19 protein-coding genes, 3 pseudogenes and 1 riboswitch are annotated in these 18,095 nt (G+C 63.7%); of the genes and pseudogenes, 15 read left to right on the top strand and 7 right to left on the bottom strand.

All coding sequences use genetic code 11. The annotated features are described in order from the left end of the window. The first annotated feature begins 461 nt into the window (after window positions 1-461). Window positions 462-872 carry a single-stranded DNA-binding protein gene (locus L8F97_RS16895; protein ID WP_037527256.1) on the top strand — a complete coding sequence of 137 codons (411 nt, stop codon included), beginning with the start codon at window positions 462-464 and terminating at the stop codon, window positions 870-872. Window positions 873-944: 72 nt separating this feature from the next. On the opposite strand, the gene L8F97_RS16890 is transcribed toward L8F97_RS16895, so the two are convergent. Next, a complete protein-coding gene (locus tag L8F97_RS16890) occupies window positions 945-1,217 on the bottom strand; it encodes a hypothetical protein (RefSeq protein ID WP_242152868.1) in 273 nt (90 codons plus the stop codon). A gap of 704 nt (window positions 1,218-1,921) precedes the next feature. Here L8F97_RS16890 and L8F97_RS16885 point away from each other — a divergent pair. Then, entirely contained in the window at window positions 1,922-2,086 is a 165-nt protein-coding gene (locus L8F97_RS16885; RefSeq protein ID WP_242152865.1) for a hypothetical protein, read from the top strand. A gap of 190 nt (window positions 2,087-2,276) precedes the next feature. On the opposite strand, the gene L8F97_RS16880 is transcribed toward L8F97_RS16885, so the two are convergent. Continuing rightward, entirely contained in the window at window positions 2,277-2,603 is a 327-nt protein-coding gene (locus tag L8F97_RS16880) for a hypothetical protein (protein WP_121905586.1), read from the bottom strand. 248 nt (window positions 2,604-2,851) lie between these two features. On the opposite strand from L8F97_RS16880, the gene L8F97_RS16875 reads away from it, so the two are divergent. From L8F97_RS16875 to L8F97_RS16865, 3 genes are all read left to right on the top strand, one after another. After that, window positions 2,852-3,244, top strand: a complete 393-nt coding sequence (locus L8F97_RS16875; protein WP_183128844.1) for a DUF3768 domain-containing protein — start codon at window positions 2,852-2,854, stop codon at window positions 3,242-3,244. Between the two features lie 1,358 nt (window positions 3,245-4,602). After that, window positions 4,603-5,340: a ParA family protein gene (locus L8F97_RS16870; RefSeq protein ID WP_230781735.1), complete on the top strand. Its 738-nt coding sequence runs from the start codon at window positions 4,603-4,605 to the stop codon at window positions 5,338-5,340. Further along, complete coding sequence (locus L8F97_RS16865; protein ID WP_147453227.1) at window positions 5,337-5,702, top strand: hypothetical protein; 366 nt, start codon at window positions 5,337-5,339, stop codon at window positions 5,700-5,702. The genes L8F97_RS16870 and L8F97_RS16865 overlap by 4 nt, the downstream gene beginning before the upstream one ends. Window positions 5,703-6,126: 424 nt before the next feature. Here the strand turns inward: L8F97_RS16865 and L8F97_RS16860 are convergent. Next, a pseudogene (locus tag L8F97_RS16860) lies at window positions 6,127-6,524 on the bottom strand (VOC family protein). Between the two features lie 651 nt (window positions 6,525-7,175). On the opposite strand from L8F97_RS16860, the gene L8F97_RS16855 reads away from it, so the two are divergent. The 3 genes from L8F97_RS16855 to L8F97_RS16845 are packed head-to-tail and all read left to right on the top strand — an operon-like array spanning window position 7,176 to window position 10,032. Continuing rightward, window positions 7,176-7,727, top strand: a complete 552-nt coding sequence (locus L8F97_RS16855) for a hypothetical protein (protein ID WP_313932034.1) — start codon at window positions 7,176-7,178, stop codon at window positions 7,725-7,727. A gap of 32 nt (window positions 7,728-7,759) precedes the next feature. After that, on the top strand, window positions 7,760-9,157 hold the full coding sequence (locus tag L8F97_RS16850; RefSeq protein WP_183128850.1) for a relaxase/mobilization nuclease domain-containing protein: 1,398 nt from the start codon (window positions 7,760-7,762) through the stop codon (window positions 9,155-9,157). Continuing rightward, complete coding sequence (locus L8F97_RS16845; protein WP_121905590.1) at window positions 9,154-10,032, top strand: hypothetical protein; 879 nt, start codon at window positions 9,154-9,156, stop codon at window positions 10,030-10,032. Before L8F97_RS16850 ends, L8F97_RS16845 begins: the two co-directional genes overlap by 4 nt. 432 nt (window positions 10,033-10,464) lie before the next feature. Here the strand turns inward: L8F97_RS16845 and L8F97_RS16840 are convergent. After that, window positions 10,465-11,342 (bottom strand): annotated as a pseudogene (locus L8F97_RS16840) (LysR substrate-binding domain-containing protein). Window positions 11,343-11,452: 110 nt separating this feature from the next. Between L8F97_RS16840 and L8F97_RS16835 the strand changes: the two are divergent. Genes L8F97_RS16835 through L8F97_RS22670 form a run of 4 tightly spaced genes read left to right on the top strand, consistent with a single transcriptional unit; the run spans window position 11,453 to window position 14,361 of the window. Continuing rightward, a complete protein-coding gene (locus L8F97_RS16835; RefSeq protein ID WP_181321202.1) occupies window positions 11,453-12,544 on the top strand; it encodes a YeiH family protein in 1,092 nt (363 codons plus the stop codon). A 59-nt stretch (window positions 12,545-12,603) separates the two neighbouring features. After that, window positions 12,604-13,674 carry a sulfite oxidase gene (locus L8F97_RS16830; protein ID WP_031440360.1) on the top strand — a complete coding sequence of 357 codons (1,071 nt, stop codon included), beginning with the start codon at window positions 12,604-12,606 and terminating at the stop codon, window positions 13,672-13,674. Continuing rightward, entirely contained in the window at window positions 13,671-14,183 is a 513-nt protein-coding gene (locus tag L8F97_RS16825; RefSeq protein WP_107963382.1) for an MgtC/SapB family protein, read from the top strand. The genes L8F97_RS16830 and L8F97_RS16825 overlap by 4 nt, the downstream gene beginning before the upstream one ends. 52 nt (window positions 14,184-14,235) lie before the next feature. Then, on the top strand, window positions 14,236-14,361 hold the full coding sequence (locus tag L8F97_RS22670) for a hypothetical protein (RefSeq protein ID WP_258191424.1): 126 nt from the start codon (window positions 14,236-14,238) through the stop codon (window positions 14,359-14,361). Window positions 14,362-14,486: 125 nt separating this feature from the next. Here the strand turns inward: L8F97_RS22670 and L8F97_RS16820 are convergent, their stop codons facing one another. The 3 genes and pseudogenes from L8F97_RS16820 to L8F97_RS16810 form a co-directional block, all read right to left on the bottom strand. After that, the gene (locus L8F97_RS16820; protein WP_201780755.1) at window positions 14,487-14,759 is read right to left on the bottom strand and encodes a CrcB family protein; all 273 of its coding nucleotides are present in this window, start codon (window positions 14,757-14,759) and stop codon (window positions 14,487-14,489) included. 3 nt (window positions 14,760-14,762) lie between these two features. Next, the gene (locus tag L8F97_RS16815) at window positions 14,763-15,125 is read right to left on the bottom strand and encodes a DUF190 domain-containing protein (protein ID WP_082471096.1); all 363 of its coding nucleotides are present in this window, start codon (window positions 15,123-15,125) and stop codon (window positions 14,763-14,765) included. A gap of 104 nt (window positions 15,126-15,229) precedes the next feature. Next, a pseudogene (locus L8F97_RS16810) lies at window positions 15,230-15,562 on the bottom strand (chloride channel protein); the annotation flags it as partial. A gap of 161 nt (window positions 15,563-15,723) precedes the next feature. Further along, window positions 15,724-15,801, top strand: a riboswitch (Fluoride riboswitch). Between the two features lie 23 nt (window positions 15,802-15,824). Here L8F97_RS16810 and L8F97_RS16805 point away from each other — a divergent pair. The 3 genes from L8F97_RS16805 to L8F97_RS16795 are packed head-to-tail and all read left to right on the top strand — an operon-like array spanning window position 15,825 to window position 18,093. Next, window positions 15,825-17,225 carry a voltage-gated chloride channel family protein gene (locus L8F97_RS16805; RefSeq protein WP_056056360.1) on the top strand — a complete coding sequence of 467 codons (1,401 nt, stop codon included), beginning with the start codon at window positions 15,825-15,827 and terminating at the stop codon, window positions 17,223-17,225. Next, a complete protein-coding gene (locus tag L8F97_RS16800; protein ID WP_056056363.1) occupies window positions 17,225-17,647 on the top strand; it encodes a DUF190 domain-containing protein in 423 nt (140 codons plus the stop codon). The genes L8F97_RS16805 and L8F97_RS16800 overlap by 1 nt, the downstream gene beginning before the upstream one ends. 8 nt (window positions 17,648-17,655) lie before the next feature. Beyond that, complete coding sequence (locus L8F97_RS16795) at window positions 17,656-18,093, top strand: EamA family transporter (protein WP_242152857.1); 438 nt, start codon at window positions 17,656-17,658, stop codon at window positions 18,091-18,093. The last annotated feature ends 2 nt before the right edge of the window (window positions 18,094-18,095 follow it).

Raw genomic sequence — 18,095 nt, 5'->3', positions numbered from 1 at the left:
CCATCGTCATCTCGACACGCACGACGCGCGCGCGCCGTGACGGCGAAAGGCGGCACCAAGGTCCACGCCGCAACCATCATCCTTCACGACAGGCACCGGCGCAGGGCGCGAGCACCGGCGAGGGAGGGTGTCAGAGAGCGCCTGGATAGCGGAACCAGGAACAGTGACACTGCCGGACGAGCGACGCGACAAGGGCGTCCTGCCTCACGGTTCCATGTCCGTTGCCCGCCGGTGGGGGTCCATCCCCTCTCTTTCCTGAACGACCTAATCCGGCCGTCCACCCCCTCCAACCCGCGATCATTCGGGCCGAGTTGCCGTGTGCCACGGCTGCCCGCACCACCCCTTCGATCGGGGTTCCCCTTCGCGTCTTCGCGCTTTCGGTGGAGAGGGCGTCCTGGCCGTCTTTTTTGGTGTTCAGTCGAGGGGACGGACCCCCCGGCGAGCAAAAAAGGAACCTCGAAATGCAGAACCTCGTCATCCTCGCCGGCAACGTCGGCGCCACGCCTGAAGTCCGTACCACCCAGGGCGGCACCAAGATCACCAACTTCTCCCTCGCCACCTCGCGGCCCAAGCGCGACCAGGATGGCAAGACCATGAAGGATGGCGAAGGTCGCCGGGTCGAGGACACCGAATGGCATCGGATCACCTGCTTCAACGGGGTCGGCAAGACCGTCGCGCAGTATGTCGAGAAGGGCCAGAAGGTCATGGTCCGGGGCCGCATCCACTACACCCGCTGGACCGACGATCAGAACATCGAGCGCTACGGTGTCGAGATCATCGCCGACGAAGTGACCTTCCTTTCCTACGGCAAAAGCCGCCAGGAACGCCAAGGCGCCGCCCAGGACGATGAGGCGGATGACGTCCCCTTCTGAGGGAGGCAGTACGGGCCCGGAGCTGACGCTCCGGGCATCTTCTCGCGTTCACCGGCAATCAGGACCGCAAGGTCACAAATTCTGCAAAAAGCAGCTAAACCGCCTGCTTGAGCTGCTCGGGTTGCTTGTTGTGCGGCAGCTTCTCCCTGAATGTCGGTGAACCATACGATCGTTGAACGGCTTGCCGATGAACGTCGCTTTGTCGGGCATGTCCCCCGGACCCGGCTTCACGTTGCCGCTTGCGATCACGATCTCGATCCAGGGCCAATGCTCGGCAACGTAATGGGCCAGCGCGAACCCGTCAGTGTCGCCAGGCATCTCCACGTCGGAGAACAGTAGCGTCACATCGTCGGCGTGATCGGCTAGAAGGGTTTTAGCCTCCTTGCCCGTACTCGCCTCGTGAAAACGAAACCCCGCCCTCCTCTAGAATGTCGCAGGCGTGCATGAGGATAAACGGATCGTCGTCGACGACCACGGCATAAGGGACGGTAGAGCTCGCCATCCCGTCTAAACCCTTGTTATGAAACCGGGTTGTCTTTGTTGGTGTCTCGAACCGAGTTGGCGTCTCCCGGCGAAGCCGGGACCGTCGCTCTATTCCGCTTCGCTGCACCGAGCCCGTAGCCGGTCTCGGCCCGTTCGGGTGACGATCGACTGACGGACGCGCAGCGCGGAAACTTCTTTCCGGAAAGCGGCAACTTCCTTCCATCCTAGCCCGGCCGGGGCTGCACCGCCGCGCAGCGCACTGTCCCCGTCGACATCGGGGCGCAGAGAGGGGGCACGGACTGGGCAGGTGTCCACCGCGCCTGCGAGGGCGCGCGTTACCGGCAAACCAACGCTGAGCACGACGTTCCGGGCAGGCGGGCTTCACCCCGCTCTTGAGGCGCAATCCTTGGGCCGGCTCAGGGCCTTGTACGATCAACCCGCCAGGGGTCCGGGCGCTTCGCTACGGCTTTTTTCGCAAGCGAAAAAAGTGATCGCGGCCCTTCCCCGTCCTGTCGGGCGCCTGTCGAGCGGGGATGAACCCCGCCGGCTTCACAGGAGCCTCGGACATGTTCAACGATATCTGGATCGCCCGCAAAAACGCCATGGGCCTCGCAAGAACCTTGATGGTGGCAACCATGGTCATCGCCGTCGGCACCCAATATTCCGTCATCACCGCCGAAGATCACGACGGCTCGCTCACGATCGTCAACGAGTACGACCCTTACGCCTGAGCCTCCCGGGGGGCTTCGGCCCCCCTCCCCTTTCCGCTCGTCATGAAGGCGCCGGAGCGGGCATCGAGCCCGCCCCGGCCCTGCTGCGCAAGCACAGCAGCGCCGTGAGACGAAGGGCTTCTGCTTCTTTCTGTCCACCGCTTGGGTGCGGGATCCAAATTCAGACGGAATCTCTTCCGGAGGCTGGCGATCAGCTCCACGCCGTCCGGACAGGCGTCAGTGCCTCGAACACCTTCATCAGTCGCGGGTCGCGCAGGAGCGTCACCCATTCGCGGCCATAGGTTCGCGACGCCAGATAGAAGGTAGACCCTTCGCACTCGACCATCCGGCAGCGCTCCAGTTTGTCGACGAGCGAATAGTTAGAGCCGTGGCGTGCCACGATGTCTTCCAGCTCGGCCCGCATCAGCGTTCCGCATTTGCAGCACCGGGTCCGGACCAACGCCTTCATCCTGAGCATATCGCCGGCGCTGTCCATCCAGCGGGGCCACAGGGCAACGATGTTGGCAGCCGTTTCCATGGTCGAACGATACGCCCCGATCGGCGTGGTCGTCCAGCATCAGCCTCGACCTGAAGTCTCTTCCAGGTCGACGATCCGCGCGGCATTTCGGGCTCCTACGTCCTGGCCGGGGCGCCCTCCCGCGCAAGCCCGCCAGCGGGCTTCTCCACTCCGTTGCGACCCTACGGGTGCGCGAGCGATCTATGCCCCGGCCGTCCTGTCGCCTGTCGAAAGGCCCCGATCGTCGGGGTCATTGGCAGGAGACCATCATGGCCGAGCAAACGCCTCAATCGAACCACGCCAAGGGTGGCGCAGCGGAGATCGCCCGCCTCAACGACTGGCTGCGCGAGCATCTCACCGCCCCGGGCAACAACCGTGTCGTGATGACCAGCGGGATCGCAGACCTGATAGGCGACGTCAGCCTCTTCCGAAACTTCCGCAAGCGGGCGGAGCTGCTCCGCGCGGTTCGCGACTTCGCTGCCTTCGACGAAGCGATCGACACGTACGGCGAGCACGATCTGGGCCGGTTCCGGTTTGAAGGCGCCGACTGCTACTGGAAGATCGACTATTACAATCACTACCTGAGCGCGGGCTCGGAGGATCCGGCAGATCCTTTCAAGACCACGCGCGTCCTGACGATCATGCGCGTCGACGAACGATGATGCACCGCCCCGGCGTGATGGCGTCGGGGCTCTTCGTTCTGCCGAGAGGATCGGATCGCGAATGTCGAGTCCCCCCTCCCCACTCAACGCCCTGCGATGAGCGCAACCGAGCGCGTGCGACGGAAACGCGAGATCGACTTCCCACGTGGCAACGTCCGCATGAAGCGGCCTTCTTCCCGATGAGATCGAGTGGCTCAATGCCCGTGACTTGCCGCGGAATTCGATAGCGACCGGCTGACGGTCGCGATTTGGGCAACGACGGTTGTACGGGAAGGGTGATTGGCGCGCGTGGGAGGCAAGACCGTCGCGTGGGTCGCCGCCTCCCCTGCCCTACCAACGTCGGAAAGGCTCTGTCGTCGACTCTGTCCATCGTGACGACCGGGCGGAGCCAGCGTCAAGGATGCGCGGTTCCCCCGATTTTGACGCGGCCTTCGCTTCGCTCCGACCACGACAAAATCGGCACCCCCACGCCCCGCTTGCGCGGCCGCTGCGCGGTCCTGTGACCCTGACCCCACCCGATCGTCAGCCGGCATCCGTCTCAACGAACAGACGGAGGTTCACATGCACGTCCAAACCGCACGCACCCAGGCATGGCTCGCTGAACTTGCAAACGTCCGAGCGGAGATCGCAGCACACGGGATGCCCGAGCGGGCACCCCTCCCCGCAGTAAAGCGGACCCGCAAGCTCAAGCCGCTCTGGGAGGAATGAACATCGTCCGGGCGGCCTCGGCCGCCCGATTAGAGGATCGGGTCTTCGTCTTGAGCGTCGTTATATCCGGTGTGGTGCAGGTCGTGTCGAACGAGATCGGGCCGTGGGTACTTCACGATCGATTTCGCCATTTTGCGCTTTGGTGAACGCCGATCGCGTTCGTCGCGTTCGGCGTCTCAATCTCTTGTCGATTTGTGGCTTGGCACTGCGGATTCATCAATTGCTTTGGCGACACGCGAACTGAGGGTGATTGTTCCTTCGTCTGGTAGCTGCTTGGTAGCAACGAGCTAGCGACATTGTAGCGATCTGATCGCGGTTTGCGTTCGGGTAGCAACCCGATAGCTATGACGTAGCATGTTCATACACGGTGTGGCCCTGCTCCTCGCGCCTATACAACCGCGTCTCGACGGTATCGCAAGGGTGCGTATCGCTAGTTGGTAGCAAGTAGCAACCGGCTACCAACCAGGCCGCGAGCATGTAGCTTCTTAACCGCAACATTGTCGCACCTAAGCTGCAACAGGCTCGCGATAAACTCGCTACCACCTCGCGGTCTATTTGCGATCAAATCGCAACCATATCGCAAGCTGCTCGCTGTCAGATTGCGTCAAAGTCGCTAGACGCTAGCTGCTAGGTTGCGATATAGCAGCTTCATGAACGCTGGCTGCTACATGGTAGCAACCTGGCCGCAACGGGAGAGCAGCATGCCAGTCATCAGCTTCGTGTCGCCGAAAGGCGGGGTGGGCAAGACCACCGCGACATTGTTGCTCGCCGGAGAGTTGGCGGAGGCGGGGGGTACCGTGCGCCTGATCGATGCTGACCCGAACCTTCCGCTGGTCGACTGGGGCCAGTTACCGGGACGACCGGATGCGATAACTGTCGTCGGGTGCCGCGACGAAAACGCGATCATCGACGAGATCGAGAGGGGCGCGTCGGAGGCGCGCTTCACACTCGTCGACCTCGAAGGCGCGGCGACCGCGACCGTCACGTTCGCAATCGCGCAAAGCGATTTGGTGATCATTCCTTGCAAGGGGTCGCATCTGGATGCCACCCAGGCTGCCCGCGCTATCAAGCTCGTCAAGCAGACGGCGCGCGGCACCAGGACAGAGATCGATTATGCGATCCTGTTCAGCCAAATCCCGCCGGCGCTGCGCTCGAACAATCAGAAGGACATCGCGGAGCAGTTCAACGATGCTGAAATTCCAGTCCTTCCGGTCATGATCTATAATCGCGAGGCCTACCGCGCGATGTTCGCCGCTGGTGGAACGCTTCGCACCATCAACGACAAAGGCGTCGGCAACATGAAGGCAGCGCTCGAGAACGCCGAGGCCTACGCGGCAGCGGTGATCGCGAGGCTGCGTAAGGCGCGTACCGTGAAGGAGGCAGCATGACCCGGACCCGGCTCGATCTCTCGGAGTTCGATGATACGCCCCCGAACAAGGATCCAGCCAAGCTACGCGAGATCAGCGACGGGGCGGGCTTTCCGTCGCGTCCGGCTGTCCCAGCTGTAGCTGCTCCGCCTGTAGCGGCGCCCGTGCCTCAAGAGCGTCCCCAAGCCGGGACATTCCAACGGCCGCCACGCGTAACCGGCAATCGCAATATCGCGATCAACGTGAGGGTAGATCCCGAGACCGCTGCGCGACTCTATGCTCTTCGTGACGCGGACCCGGCACGCAAACGCGTGCTCGCCGACGTCGTCGCTGATGCGGCGCTTTTGCTTTACGAGCGCGAGATTGGCGGGGCTGCTTCATAGGCAGGGCAGGGGGCTTGCATGGCCGTTAGCGCGGCGACGCAACGCAATCTTGGTTGACCGCCCGCGCGCCGCAGAACCTCGTTAAAGGCGGCCCCACGATCGAATAAATAGGGCGTGATACCTCGCTTGGCAGGACCGCGACAGCGCCCGAAACACCATACGAGCGGCGCTCGCGTGCACAGGCGCACGGGCGATCGCCAACCACCAACACGACGCAGTCTGTGGCAGGCCGGCAGGGGAGGGGGCAGCCTGATCTGGCGCCGTCAATCTGCTTTCGGGTATCCTGCTAGGCCGCGCTGAAGCGAGCGCCGGCCGTCAGCCTCCGTCGGCGCAACACCCAGACAGGCCGTGGCTGCCAAGATTGGGGAACCGCTGCGTTCGATCCCAGCCAATGCGCTTACCGCATAGAATGGCGGATCGAAGGTCATCCCTTGCCCACGCTAGGTTCGATCAAATCCCATCGGTTTCCGTAGAGGTCTTCGAAGACCGCCGCCGTGCCATATGGTTCATGGCGAGGCGCTTCAACAAAACGGATGCCCCGCTGCGTGTAAGCGAGGTGGTCACGGGCAAAGTCGTCTGCTTCGAGAAACAGGAACACGCGACCGCCGCTTTGATCGCCGATCGCCTCACGTGGCCGGTCGCCAACCGCTCGCGCTAGTAACAGTCCGTTTGCCGCACCATGCGGCGCGACCACCACCCACCGCTTGTCATCGGTCAGCACGGTATCTTCACGCAGTTCGAAGCCAAGCTTCTCGACGAAGAAGAGAGCGCGGTGTCATATTCGTCGACAAGGAGAGCGGTCAGGTTCAAGCGTTGAGGCATCCGATGAGGCTGCCCTAATCTGGATACTAGGCCAACGCCGGCTTCTCGTCTGGATGGTGGACCTGGAAGCCTAGCCTAGCGACGCAAGCTGGCTTGCCACCGCTTTGCCGCCGTGTTTCGAAATAGCCGTCGCGATTGCCCGGGCATCCGCTTTGTCGATCGCTGCAATTTTAACCCGCTCGAGCGCTGCGGTTAGAACCGGACGACCAGCGTCTCGAGCCGTCTGCTCCGCCGCCTTTGCCTGTTCGTCCAGATGAGCAAGTTCCGCTTTTAGAGCTTCCCGCCGAGCCTCGATTGTTGCGAGATCGACGGCGTTTCTTGATCGAGCCATTCTTTGAATCCGGTTCCAATAGAGAACAACTTACCATGTTGCGGGCAATCCGGGAGATAGCAGGTAGGCGTACCTAATCGTACAAACGCCTTGCGCCGGCGCCACAAGAACGAAAGTTACTTGTAGCAAGCATACAGTCAATCACTTTTCACCTCCGCGTTTGGAGTGATTTAGCTCCAAAAAGGTCGTTGTTTCATGAGAACAGGCAATTACTAGGGATGGCAGGATATGCCTCACGGCACCAATGTTTAACATTGGTTTGTGGGGCGCCGCTGCACGGGGCTTTTGAGATGAATGTAGGCCTGCGGTTGAAGGACGATTTGGTCGCCGAGATCGACCGCGTTGCCGCGGCGAATGGGCAGACCCGAAGTCGCTGGATGGCAAACGTATTGGCCAACGCAGTGCTGGCTCCGGAGAACGATGACATTCCGGTGATGCCGATTCAGGGTAGGGGGGATCCCGACGATCTCATTCGCGTCACCGTCCGCCTCGACCGGAGCGAGGTCGAAGGCATCGACACCGTAGCGGCGCCGATGAAGATGACGCGAAACGAATGGATCAAACGCACGCTTCGCTGGCAGCTTTGGGACAAGGCGGGCGTGCTGAGGCTGGCGCCAGCCACCCAGGCTGAGATCGTCGCGTTGCGCAAGCAGGTGCTTCTGATCGGCCGGAACATCAACCAGGCGGTCCATGCGATGAACGCCGCCAACCAGCCCGAAAGCTCGCTCGACATCGCCCGCGTCGCCGGTCCCCTCATCGAGAAATGTGAGGAACTGAAGACGCTGCTGTTTACGACCCGGCTGGGCCTATCTGCTTCGATCGGGGCAGAGGTCGGGTACTGGACCGAAACCTACCGAGCGTCAGGAGCGTGAGCTTCCGCTTCTCTTCTGGAACGATGGACTCCATGGCGGGCGTCTTCGCGCCGCCGAAGAAGTACCGCCTCGGGACTGGAGGCGGCAACGCAAAGGGCCCGAGAACGGGGGGCACGATGCTCGGTCTTGCCGTTGCGTCGATGTTCCCGAAAGCCGCATCCTCGTCGGGGACGTCGCGTGCCAGTGCGCAGGCTAAGCACGCTTTCGGGGGCGGAACGCAGGCCCGAATGAGCGGCCAGGCGACCATGGCTGCGGATCGCACATCGCGTCGCGTCCCCGAGGTCATGGTGCGGATCACGGGGCGACAGCATGGCGGCGGACACGTCATGGCCAACTTCGCCTACATCAGCCGGCTGGGTCACGGTTCCGACGAGGAACTCGGTCTTGAAACGAGCGAGGGCGTCATGCTGCGTGACGGACGGGACATGCAGATTCTCGCGACGGATTGGCATAGCTTCGAGATGGACGGGGACGCCAGACGCAAGGGTGCGACGTCCATTTCGATGATCCTCTCGATGCCGACGGGGACCGATCCGGAGCGTTTGAAAGCGGCGGCCCTGGACTTCGCACGCGAGGAGTTTGCGAACCGGTCGTGGGTTGCCGGCCTTCACGTCGATCGCGACCATCCGCACGTTCACATCACGATCGCGCGTCGCGATTTTGACGGGCGCCGCTTTCATCCGGACCGGGATGATCTGTTTCGATGGCGGCAACGCTTCGCCGAGAAGCTCCGCGAACGCGGCATCGAGGCCAACGCCACGCCGACCAGGGCGCGCGGTATTGACCCCGCGCATGAGCACATTGCGGTACAAAAGATGCGCGACAAGGGGCAGGTTCCGCGGCTCGATAGGAGCCGGGCGGAGCGCGCCATGCGCCTCCGCGACCAGGGTATATCCGACCCGGTCGAGGCCATTATTGCAAGTCGGCAGGCCATCGTTCGCGCGACCTATATGCGATCCGTCGCGGAGCTGTCGGCTTCGCCCTCCCTCGCCGATCAGGTGGTGGCACAGAGCCTCGGGCGGTTCGTCGCGGCATTGCCGCCGCCCGAGCCCAACTCCGCTCGGGCGATGCGTGCCGGTTCACCGTCCCGCACGCGCGGCGCGATTGTCGATGCTCGGACGCGCCCCGCTGTTGCGGATCCCGGGCCCGATCCGATCGCCGCAGCACTGGAACGTTCTCGCGTCTTGCGTGGAAAGCTGGAGGCCAAGCAAGCACTTCGGGAGAGACCCGAGCGGACCGAAGACACGCCGCATGAACGCCGACCTTCGGGGGTATCCGAGCGCCTTCGCTCGCTTATGGACGAGGCCGAACGGCAGGCCACGGCACCGACGCCAAGCAAGCCGGAGGAGGTCCTTCGCGAGATATTGGATCGCGACCGCGCCACTCGGGACCGAGTGCGTTCGCCGGATAAGGGTGGGCCAGAACGATGAGCACGGACAAGGTAAGCGTTGCTCTTGCAGGCGTTCTGGATGCGTTGACGTTCGTGCAGGAGCAGCTCGATGCGCTGACCGCGAGCACCCAGCGCATCGAGGCGACACACAAAGAGATCGTCCATAGGCTCGACACGATCGATGCGGGCCAGGCCGCCGTGACGGATCTAACGCCGATCCTCGAGATGATCCTAGGGCGATCGATCGGCGATCGTGAAATCATGAAGACGCAACTCGGTACGATTGCGGCGGCGATCGGCTTCGCCCATGCCGCCGCTAACGGTAACCGAGCACCCCTGCCTGTCGCAGTAGCCAGCGATCCGCTCCTCGAGCGCTTTATCCTGACTCAACCCGCGGATCTGTTATCGGACGAGCGGTCCTTGACGGACTGGCGCAACGCCGCGTCGGCCGCCAGCACAGCCGAGCTTATTGTTCTCCTGAACCGGCAGTATCAGCCCTCACCAACGGATACCCCGGAGACCCGGGTCCTGCGCTACCGCCTGGCGGCACTAACGCGAGCCGAGATCAAGGGGAGGGGGGCTGCGCCGCCGGCACCACCGGGCACCACCGTGGCGGTCGATCGTACAGCCTCGGCTTGCCTGATAAGGTCCCACGAACTCGCCGAGCTATGGCGTGCAGGGGAAAGCGCAGCGCTTTACGGCGAACCCGAACTGGCGGGCGCCATAGATATCTTCGACGATGCAGAGCGCAGGCTGGGGCCTGCGGCTGGGGAGCATTCTCTACCCGAGCTGGTCTCGCTTCACAGCGATCTAGCCAGCCGCATCGAGGCAGGCGATCGACCGGACATCGGTGACAGTCGCAGGGCTTCCAGCAACGACCGTGCGACTGCGGTCGAGCTCACCAAGGATCGTTAGACGAAGTACGTTAAAGCGGATCGGCGGGTTCCGACCAACTCACGCCGTTCCTCAGCAAAGGGGTAAATGGCGGCTTCTCTCAAAACCTGCCACTCACCCTACGCGAACACGATGTTCGGCTTCGCGACCCCTCCCAGCCATCCCCCTGTTGAGTGAGAGGCGATTGACCTGCCATGTCGGAAAACACCCGTTTGTCGTGCATCCAGGATGGCGACAGGGTTTTCCGCCGTAATCGATGCCTTCAGGGACAAAGGCGTCGTCCCGGCACGGTCTGCTGAACAACAGCTACTGCCAGATCCGGCCGCTCGTGGGCGATGTCCCGTCCTACTATGGCGCAAATCTGGTGGAGTGCGGTCAGACAGGTTTCAGCAAGGAGATGGCGATCGCGGGCGGTCCCACAAAGGATGGCGTTTTGAGAATGCCGATGCGTACCTACCGCCGCTGCAACCCGATCACGTCCAACAGCGCATCCGCGGCTTTCGTGCGATAGCGTTCCTTATGCCGCAGCCCGAAGAAGGGGCGAGGAGCGAATGTGATCGGTGCGACGTGCAACAGACCTGCCTTGATGGCCGGGTCGACCACCAGCGCCGACAGGACAGCAACGTCCACCCCAGCCTCCACGGCCGTTCGGACGCTTTCATTAGACGGCATCGTCAGCGCCACGTCGAGGGCAGCCGGATCGACCCCCAAGCCGCGCAACTCGCTATTCAACGTCGATCGCGTGCCTGATCCAGGCTCCCGTTGCACCCAGCGCGCTCGTCGCAGCCATGTCGCGTCGATGTCGATGTCGGCGAAAGGTTGTGCTCCGACGAGCAACAGCTGGTCTTCGCCGATCGGCCAATGCGCCAACGCTGGATCTTCGATCTCGCCCTCGACAATACCCAGATCGGCCTTGCCGTCATTGACGTGTACCGCGGCCTGCCCGGTGTTGCCGATCGACAGTTCGATACTGATCGCCGGATAGCGCTCATGGAAAGTTGAAAGGATGGGCGGCAACCAGCAGACGGCGATGGTCTGGCTGGCGACGAGGCGCAGCGTGCCCCGCTTCAGTCCGCCAAGCTCCTCCAGCACCGTCTCGGCCGCGTCGGCCCGCGCAAGAACTCCGCGAGCCTCGGTCAGGAACAGCCGTCCGGCCTCTGTCAGAGCGATGCCGCGCCCGACGCGGTGGAAGAGCTTGGTTGCGTGTCGCTCCTCAAGCGAGGCGATGGCTGCGGAAGCCTCTGACTGCGTGACGTTTAAGGCCGCGCCGCGACGGTCATATGCTTGCGCTCGGCCACGCCGACGAAGATGCGCAGTTGCTCCAGTGTCACACCGCACCTGATATAGAAACCGATCACGATTGACGATCGGAATGACAACAAGGCTAAGTTGGAGCGATCGGTAGGCAGGGTTTAGATCGTGCGACGGAAGGAACACCGCCGTGGCCAGTTTTGCCTATCCCGATCGTATATTCCCGACCGTCCAGACTAGCAGATTGCCCGCGCTGCTGCCCGGCGTCGGCCTCTGCCTCGCCGTCACCGGCTCGGCCTACGCGCTGGAGGTGGGCGAGCGCGCACTGGCCGGCAAGGCGTGGCTGGAGGCGCTGGTGCTCGCCATCCTGATCGGCACCGCCGTGCGCAGCCTGTGGACCCCGGATGAAAGGTGGCACGAAGGCATCGCATTCAGCGCCAAATACTTACTGGAGGTGGCGGTCGTCCTGCTCGGTGCTTCGGTCAGTGCCGCGACCATCTTGGCGGCCGGGCTGCCGCTCCTCGCCGGTATCGCCGGCGTGGTCGTGAGCGCAATCCTGCTCAGCTTTGGGATCGGCCGATTGCTCGGCTTGCCAACGCGGATGGCGCTGCTGGTGGCTTGCGGCAATTCAATCTGCGGCAACTCCGCCATCGCGGCCGTGGCACCGGTAATCGGCGCCGACAGCGACGACGTAGCTGCCTCGATCGCGTTCACGGCGGTACTGGGTGTGGTGGTAGTGCTTGGCCTGCCACTGCTCGCGATTGCGCTCGGCATGGGCGGGCTCGCCTTCGGGGCGCTCGCCGGGCTCACTGTCTATGCCGTGCCGCAGGTGATCGCAGCCGCCTCGCCGTTGGGCGCCACCGCCGTGCAGATGGGTACGCTCGTCAAGCTGGTGCGCGTGCTGATGCTCGGGCCGGTGTGCCTTGTTCTGTCGCTGGTGGCGCCTCGTCTCGCGCCGCAGTCGGTTCCCGAAGGCGAGTTCGTCGCCGGTGCGCCTACGGCCAAGCGGATGGACCTCGCCCACCTCGTGCCCTGGTTCATCATCGGCTTCCTCGCACTGGTCGCCTGCCGCTCGCTAGGTCTGGTGCCGACCGTCGCCATCGCGCCGATCGGCCGGAGCGCCACGCTGCTGACCGTCGTTTCCATGGCGGCGCTCGGGCTCGGCGTGGACGTCCGCACCGTCGCCAAGGCCGGGGGCCGCGTGACCATGGCCGTCGTGTTGTCGTTGCTCGGCTTGGCCGCGATCAGCCTGACGCTGCTGGCCGCGCTGCACATCGCATGATCGGGCAAGATAGTGAGGATGAGGCCGAGGCCAAACCGATTGTCAGGCGTTACAATAGCATGAGCGAGCTGATGATAGAGCGGAACCCCGAGCCCTACAACGCCGAGCCGGTGCCCGGCGCCTTGATCGAGCGGTTTTTGACGCCACAGAACCTGTTCTATGTGCGCAGCCATGGGCCCGTGCCGGACCTGCCGGCCGATCACCGGATTGAGGTGGGCGGGATCAGTGTGGGCGAGTGCTCCATCTCGATTGCGGAGTTGAAGGCGCGCTTTCCGGTCCGGACTGTCACGGCTGTGCTTCAATGCGCCGGCAACCGCCGGACCGATCTCCAACAGGTGGGCAAGACTTCAGGCGATCCATGGGACATAGGCGCGATCGGCAATGCCGAGTGGACGGGCGTGCGGCTCGCAGACCTGTTGGATGCAGTTGGAGCATCGGACGCGTCCAACCTGTTCGTCTGCTTCACCGGCGCTGACGAGGTGGATGTGGAAGGCGAGGTGGCACCGTTCGGCGTCTCGATCGCTATGACCAAGGCGCGGGCGCCCGACGTGCTGCTCGCCTGGGCGATGAACGGCGAACCGCTGGCACCCGAGCACGGTGCGCCGTTGCGTCTGGTCGTGCCAGGCTATGCTGGCGTGCGTAGCGCCAAGTGGCTGACCCGGATCGAGGTCAAGGACACGCCCTCCGAGGCGCCGATCCAGGCGCACGATTACAAGCTTTTTCCGGCCGACGTGACCAGCGAGACGGCGGACTGGACGCAAGGGCTGACGATCAACGCCATGCCGCTCAACGCCGCGATCTGCTCGCCTGGTTCGGGCGAGAGCCTGCCCGCGGGCAAGGTCCGGATCGAGGGCTATGCCGTCGCCTATGAGCGCGGCGTGTCGCGGGTAGAGGTGTCGCTGAACGGCGGTCGAGACTGGCGGCAGGTCGATTTCTCCGACGATCCGGACGGGCAGTGGAGCTGGCAGCGCTGGTCGCTAGATGCGGAACTGCCCAAGGGGCGCCAGCACCTTGTGGTGCGCGCGTTCGACGATGCGGGCCAGGGTCAGCCCGAACTACCCGATACGATGTGGAACTTCGCCGGATACCTCTGCACGGCCTGGCACCACGTCCACGTGCTGGTCGAGTGAATCCGCCGCCTTTGTCGGTCGATCTCGCCTTCTGGGTCGACGCGATCGGCAGGATGATCGTGGCGACGGCGGCCGGCATGACGCTCGGCTGGGAACGGTCACGCGAGAACCGACAGATCATGGGTCTGCGGACGCTAGGGCTGGTCGGGCTCGCGAGTTGCATCGCCGTCCAGGCGATCGTCCACAGCGGCTTGCCGAACGTGAACGCCGATGCAGCAGGTCGGGTGATGCAGGGCATCCTATCCGGCGTCGGCTTCATCGGCGCGGGCGCGGTCCTGCGCGTCGGCAGCGGGCAGGAGGTGCATGGGCTGGCAACGGCGGCGTGCATCTGGGTGTCAGCGACGCTCGGAGCGGCAGCGGGATTGGCGGTGTGGCCACTGCTTGTGGGCGGTCTGCTGCTGGCGATGCTCGTGCTGTTCGTCGGCGCACCGCTCGAACGCCGTATCCGCGAACGCGCCCGGCAGACCCCGGCCGAAGCGGACCGGCGGGACGCCGAGCAGAAACCCTGAATAATCCTTGGCGCGAAACGGTGTACCAGTAGTTTTGCAGACGGAGGACTTCATGAGCGATATCGACAAGAAGAAGCCCACCACGCAAGAATCGGCCGAGATTCTGGAGCTGGAGGAGTCGGTCCGCGCCAAACACAAGGCGAAGGTTGACAACGTCAAGGAAGATGATCGCTTCTGAGCCGGTTGGCGCCGCTAAGCCGGGCTGAAGGAGCGAACGAGAGCGAGGCCGCCGAACAGCGCGAGCACGCCCAGCCCAACCGATCCGACAACATAAAGGGCAGCTTGCCCGACTTCGGCTCTCTCCTAATGCAAGGCCGCTTCCAGCGAGAAGGTCGAGAAGGTCGTGACGCCGTCCAGCCCGCCGGTGGTGAGGAACAATCGCCATCCCGGGCTCGATCCGCTTCGCAACAAGAACCAGCCCCCCAGCAGACTCATAAGGAATGAGCCGAGCACGTTGATGATGGGCGTTCCGATCGACAGGTCGGGGCCGAACAGGCGCAGGCTGAGGCCGTTCAGCCCATACCGCAGCATGCCGTCGGAACCAGCCCCGGCGAACACAATCAGGTATGGCCCCATGCCTCAGCCAACCAGCTCGGCCGTATCCGCATCTTCCTGGCGCAAGCCCGCCGGGCTGACCGTCCAATGCTCCAGGTGCTTGTAGACGATGACCTTGTTCGCAAGCAGGTCGCCATGCGCCCGGCAGAAGCCTTCGAGCTGCTCGCGCTGGCCGATCAGTTCGACACACATGGTGAGGTGTGGATCGGCGATCTCGGCGCCGTTCTCATGCACCGGGCCGTGGTTGCTGTAGCCGTAGTGGGTATAGTGGGCGACAGCGTTCATGATTCCGTCCGCCTTGGCCTGCGCGACGAGCGTTCGGTCGAGCGGCTTGGCAGCCCAGCGTGAGCGCGTGCCCGGCTTTACCGCCTTATCGGCTAGCTTCATGTAGATGCGGACCAGCCGATCTCGGTCTGCGACACGTGGTGGGCGTCGGACATGGATAAGCCTTCCGTGAGGTAAGGAGCGAACAGGTCTGAAAGGTCGGACACGGGACGGAGCGCGCGCGCATCGCGCAGCGTCAGGTCCGGCGGCAGGGTGCTGCCCGCCCGCTTCGGCACCGCCACCCGTTGCGACAGGTAGATGCCGTTATGCCCGGAGCAGGCGTAAGCGACGAAACAGGCGACCGCGACCGGCACTGCGGTCTCGGCGCCGAACAGCTCGACGCCCATGATCGTGCAGGCGAGCGGCGTATTGGCCGCGCCCGCGAACACCGCCACGAAACCGAGCGCGGCAAGGAGGTCGACGGGGACACCGATCGGGCCGGCGAGCGCATGACCCAGCACCGCGCCGATGAAGAACAGCGGCGTGACCTCGCCGCCCTTGGGCGGCGGCTCTTCGCCTGCTCCGCCGGCCACAGCAATCGGATGGCTGCGAGCAACAGTATCGGTCCGTCAGTTATCCTGCCGTTTCGGGCCTGTCATCCGGCAACCATACAGTTTCATTTCTACATCGGATTGACGTTGCCGCACCGCGGCGACATATAGCGGCCGAAGGCGATGGATTTCCGCCTGGCTATGTTGGCCGAACCGCCCTCGCAAGGGCCGATGATTCCTACCGGGCGCCGCAAGGCAGCAAGGAGGAATTGTGCGCGCGACGTTTCGCAATCTCTATAACGAATTAAATTTGGCCGCTTTTTTTCGCGATCGCCATGACCATGCCCTGTCGGTGTTGCGCTGGACGCTGATCCTCGTGCCGATGGCGGCGCTGGTGGGAACACTCTGCGCGGCTTTCCTCTGGAGCCTCGACGCCGCGACACAGGCGCGGTTCGACTATCCCTGGCTGCTTTACCTCCTGCCCTTAGGCGGAGCGGCGGTCGCGTTGCTCTATCACCTGACCGGCCGTTCGGTCGAAGCGGGCAATAATCTCATCGTCGAGCAGATACACGAGCCCGGAGGCGGCGTTCCGCTGCGCATGGCACCGTTGGTCTTCATCGGCACGATCGCCACTCATCTCTTTGGCGGTTCCGCAGGGCGTGAGGGCACTGCGGTCCAGCTCGGCGGCAGTCTCGCCAGCGCCGTTGCCGGCCTCTTCCGGCTCGATCCTGCCAGCGTCCGCATTCTGCTTATGGCAGGTGTCGCAGCCGGCTTCGGTGCGGTCTTCGGGACCCCGCTCGCCGGGGCGGTGTTCGCACTCGAGGTGCTGGCCGTCGGACGTATCGAATACGGCGGCATCATCCCCTGTCTGCTAGCCGCGCTGGTCGGCGACTGGGCATGTCACGCCTGGGGCATCCATCATACGCCTTACCACATCACCTATGTGGCCTCCGCGAGCGGTGCCTTGTTCGTCGAGCCGGTGTTGCTCTTCAAGGCGGCAATAGCCGGCGTAGCGTTTGGTCTCGCCGGACTTGTGTTTGCAGAAGCCAACCACGCCTTCGGCGGAGTTTTGAAGCGCCATATCCCTTACGGCCCTGCGCGTGCGGCGCTGGGCGGGGTGCTGGTCATCGCGCTGGTCTGGATCGTTGGTACACGCGCTTATCTCGGCCTAGGCGTATGGTCGGCCATTCCCGGTGATCCCACGATCGCCGGCTTTTTCACCGGCCCTGCCGATCGGTGGAGCTGGGCGCTCAAGATGCTGTTCACGGTCGTGACGCTTAGCGCCGGCTTCAAGGGCGGCGAGGTGACCCCACTATTTTTCATCGGCGCAGCGCTCGGTAATGCGCTCGGTTGGCTGCTTGGCGCACCGCTCGATCTGTTCGCGGGACTAGGCTTCATTGCGGTGTTCGCTGGCGCGGCCAATACGCCGCTCGCCTGCACGATCATGGGGATCGAGCTGTTCGGAGCGGCCCACGCCGTCCCAATCGCAGTCGCTTGTTTCATCGCCTACATCTGCTCGGGCCATAACGGCATCTACCTGTCGCAGCGGATCGCGGTGCCAAAGCGCGCGTCTCGCGCGCATACCGGGGCTGCGACCCTGCGCGATGCTCGTGCGTCACGGCGCGGCCCCCGTCCATCCCCGACCCCCGTCATCACCAAGGAGCATGACTGATGTCTCAACAGCATAAGGTGACGCCGAGCGAGATCGGTATGATCCGCATCTATCTAAAGCCATCCGACAAGATCGCGACCGGATCGCGCAGCTTCTGGTCGCGCAAGCCGCTCTACCGTGAGCTTGTCGCGCAAGCGAAGCGCGACGGCATCATGAACGCGGTCGCTCACAACACGCACTACGGCTACAGCAATCACGGCCCGGTGCGCGAAAATGGTTCCGAAATCGCCGATCCGCACCTGACCATGTGTGTCGAGTTGATCGGGCAGCGCCACGAACTGGAACGCTTCTGCGAAGCACATGGCGAGATCCTTGGTGGCAAGGTTATCGTCTACAAGCATCTCGAACACTGGAGCATTGGCTCTGCCGGTATCCGTCACGAAGATGCCGCGCCCGCGATCCTCGCGGCAGAGCCGGAGTGAGCGCGAGGATGAGAAGCACCGCTTCAGCGTCCTGGCTCGTCTGGGCATTGGGCTCCGCCGGCTTCGCCGCGATGACCGCGATTTTCGCGAAGATCGGCGTCGAAGGGATCGACTCCGATTTGGCCACGCTCTTTCGGACGCTGGTGATAGTTGCCGTGCTGACCATCCTTCTTGCGGTCACGGGCAAATTTCAGCCACTCGATGCGATCAGTCCGCGAAGCTGGCTGTTCCTTGCCCTTTCGGGCCTTGCGACGGGTGCCTCCTGGATTTGCTACTTCCGCGCCTTGAAGATCGGCGATGCCGCCCGCGTCGCACCGATCGATAAGCTGAGCGTCGTCTTCGTCGCGGTGCTCGGCGTGGCGTTTCTCGGTGAGCATCTTTCCACCCGCGGCTGGCTTGGGATCGTCCTGATCGGTGCGGGAGCCGTGCTCGTCGCCCTTGCCTGAAC

It is taken from the genome of Sphingomonas sp. BAUL-RG-20F-R05-02 (assembly GCF_022662305.1).
Lineage (GTDB): Bacteria > Pseudomonadota > Alphaproteobacteria > Sphingomonadales > Sphingomonadaceae > Sphingomonas.
This window is presented reverse-complemented; position numbering and strand designations above follow the sequence as displayed.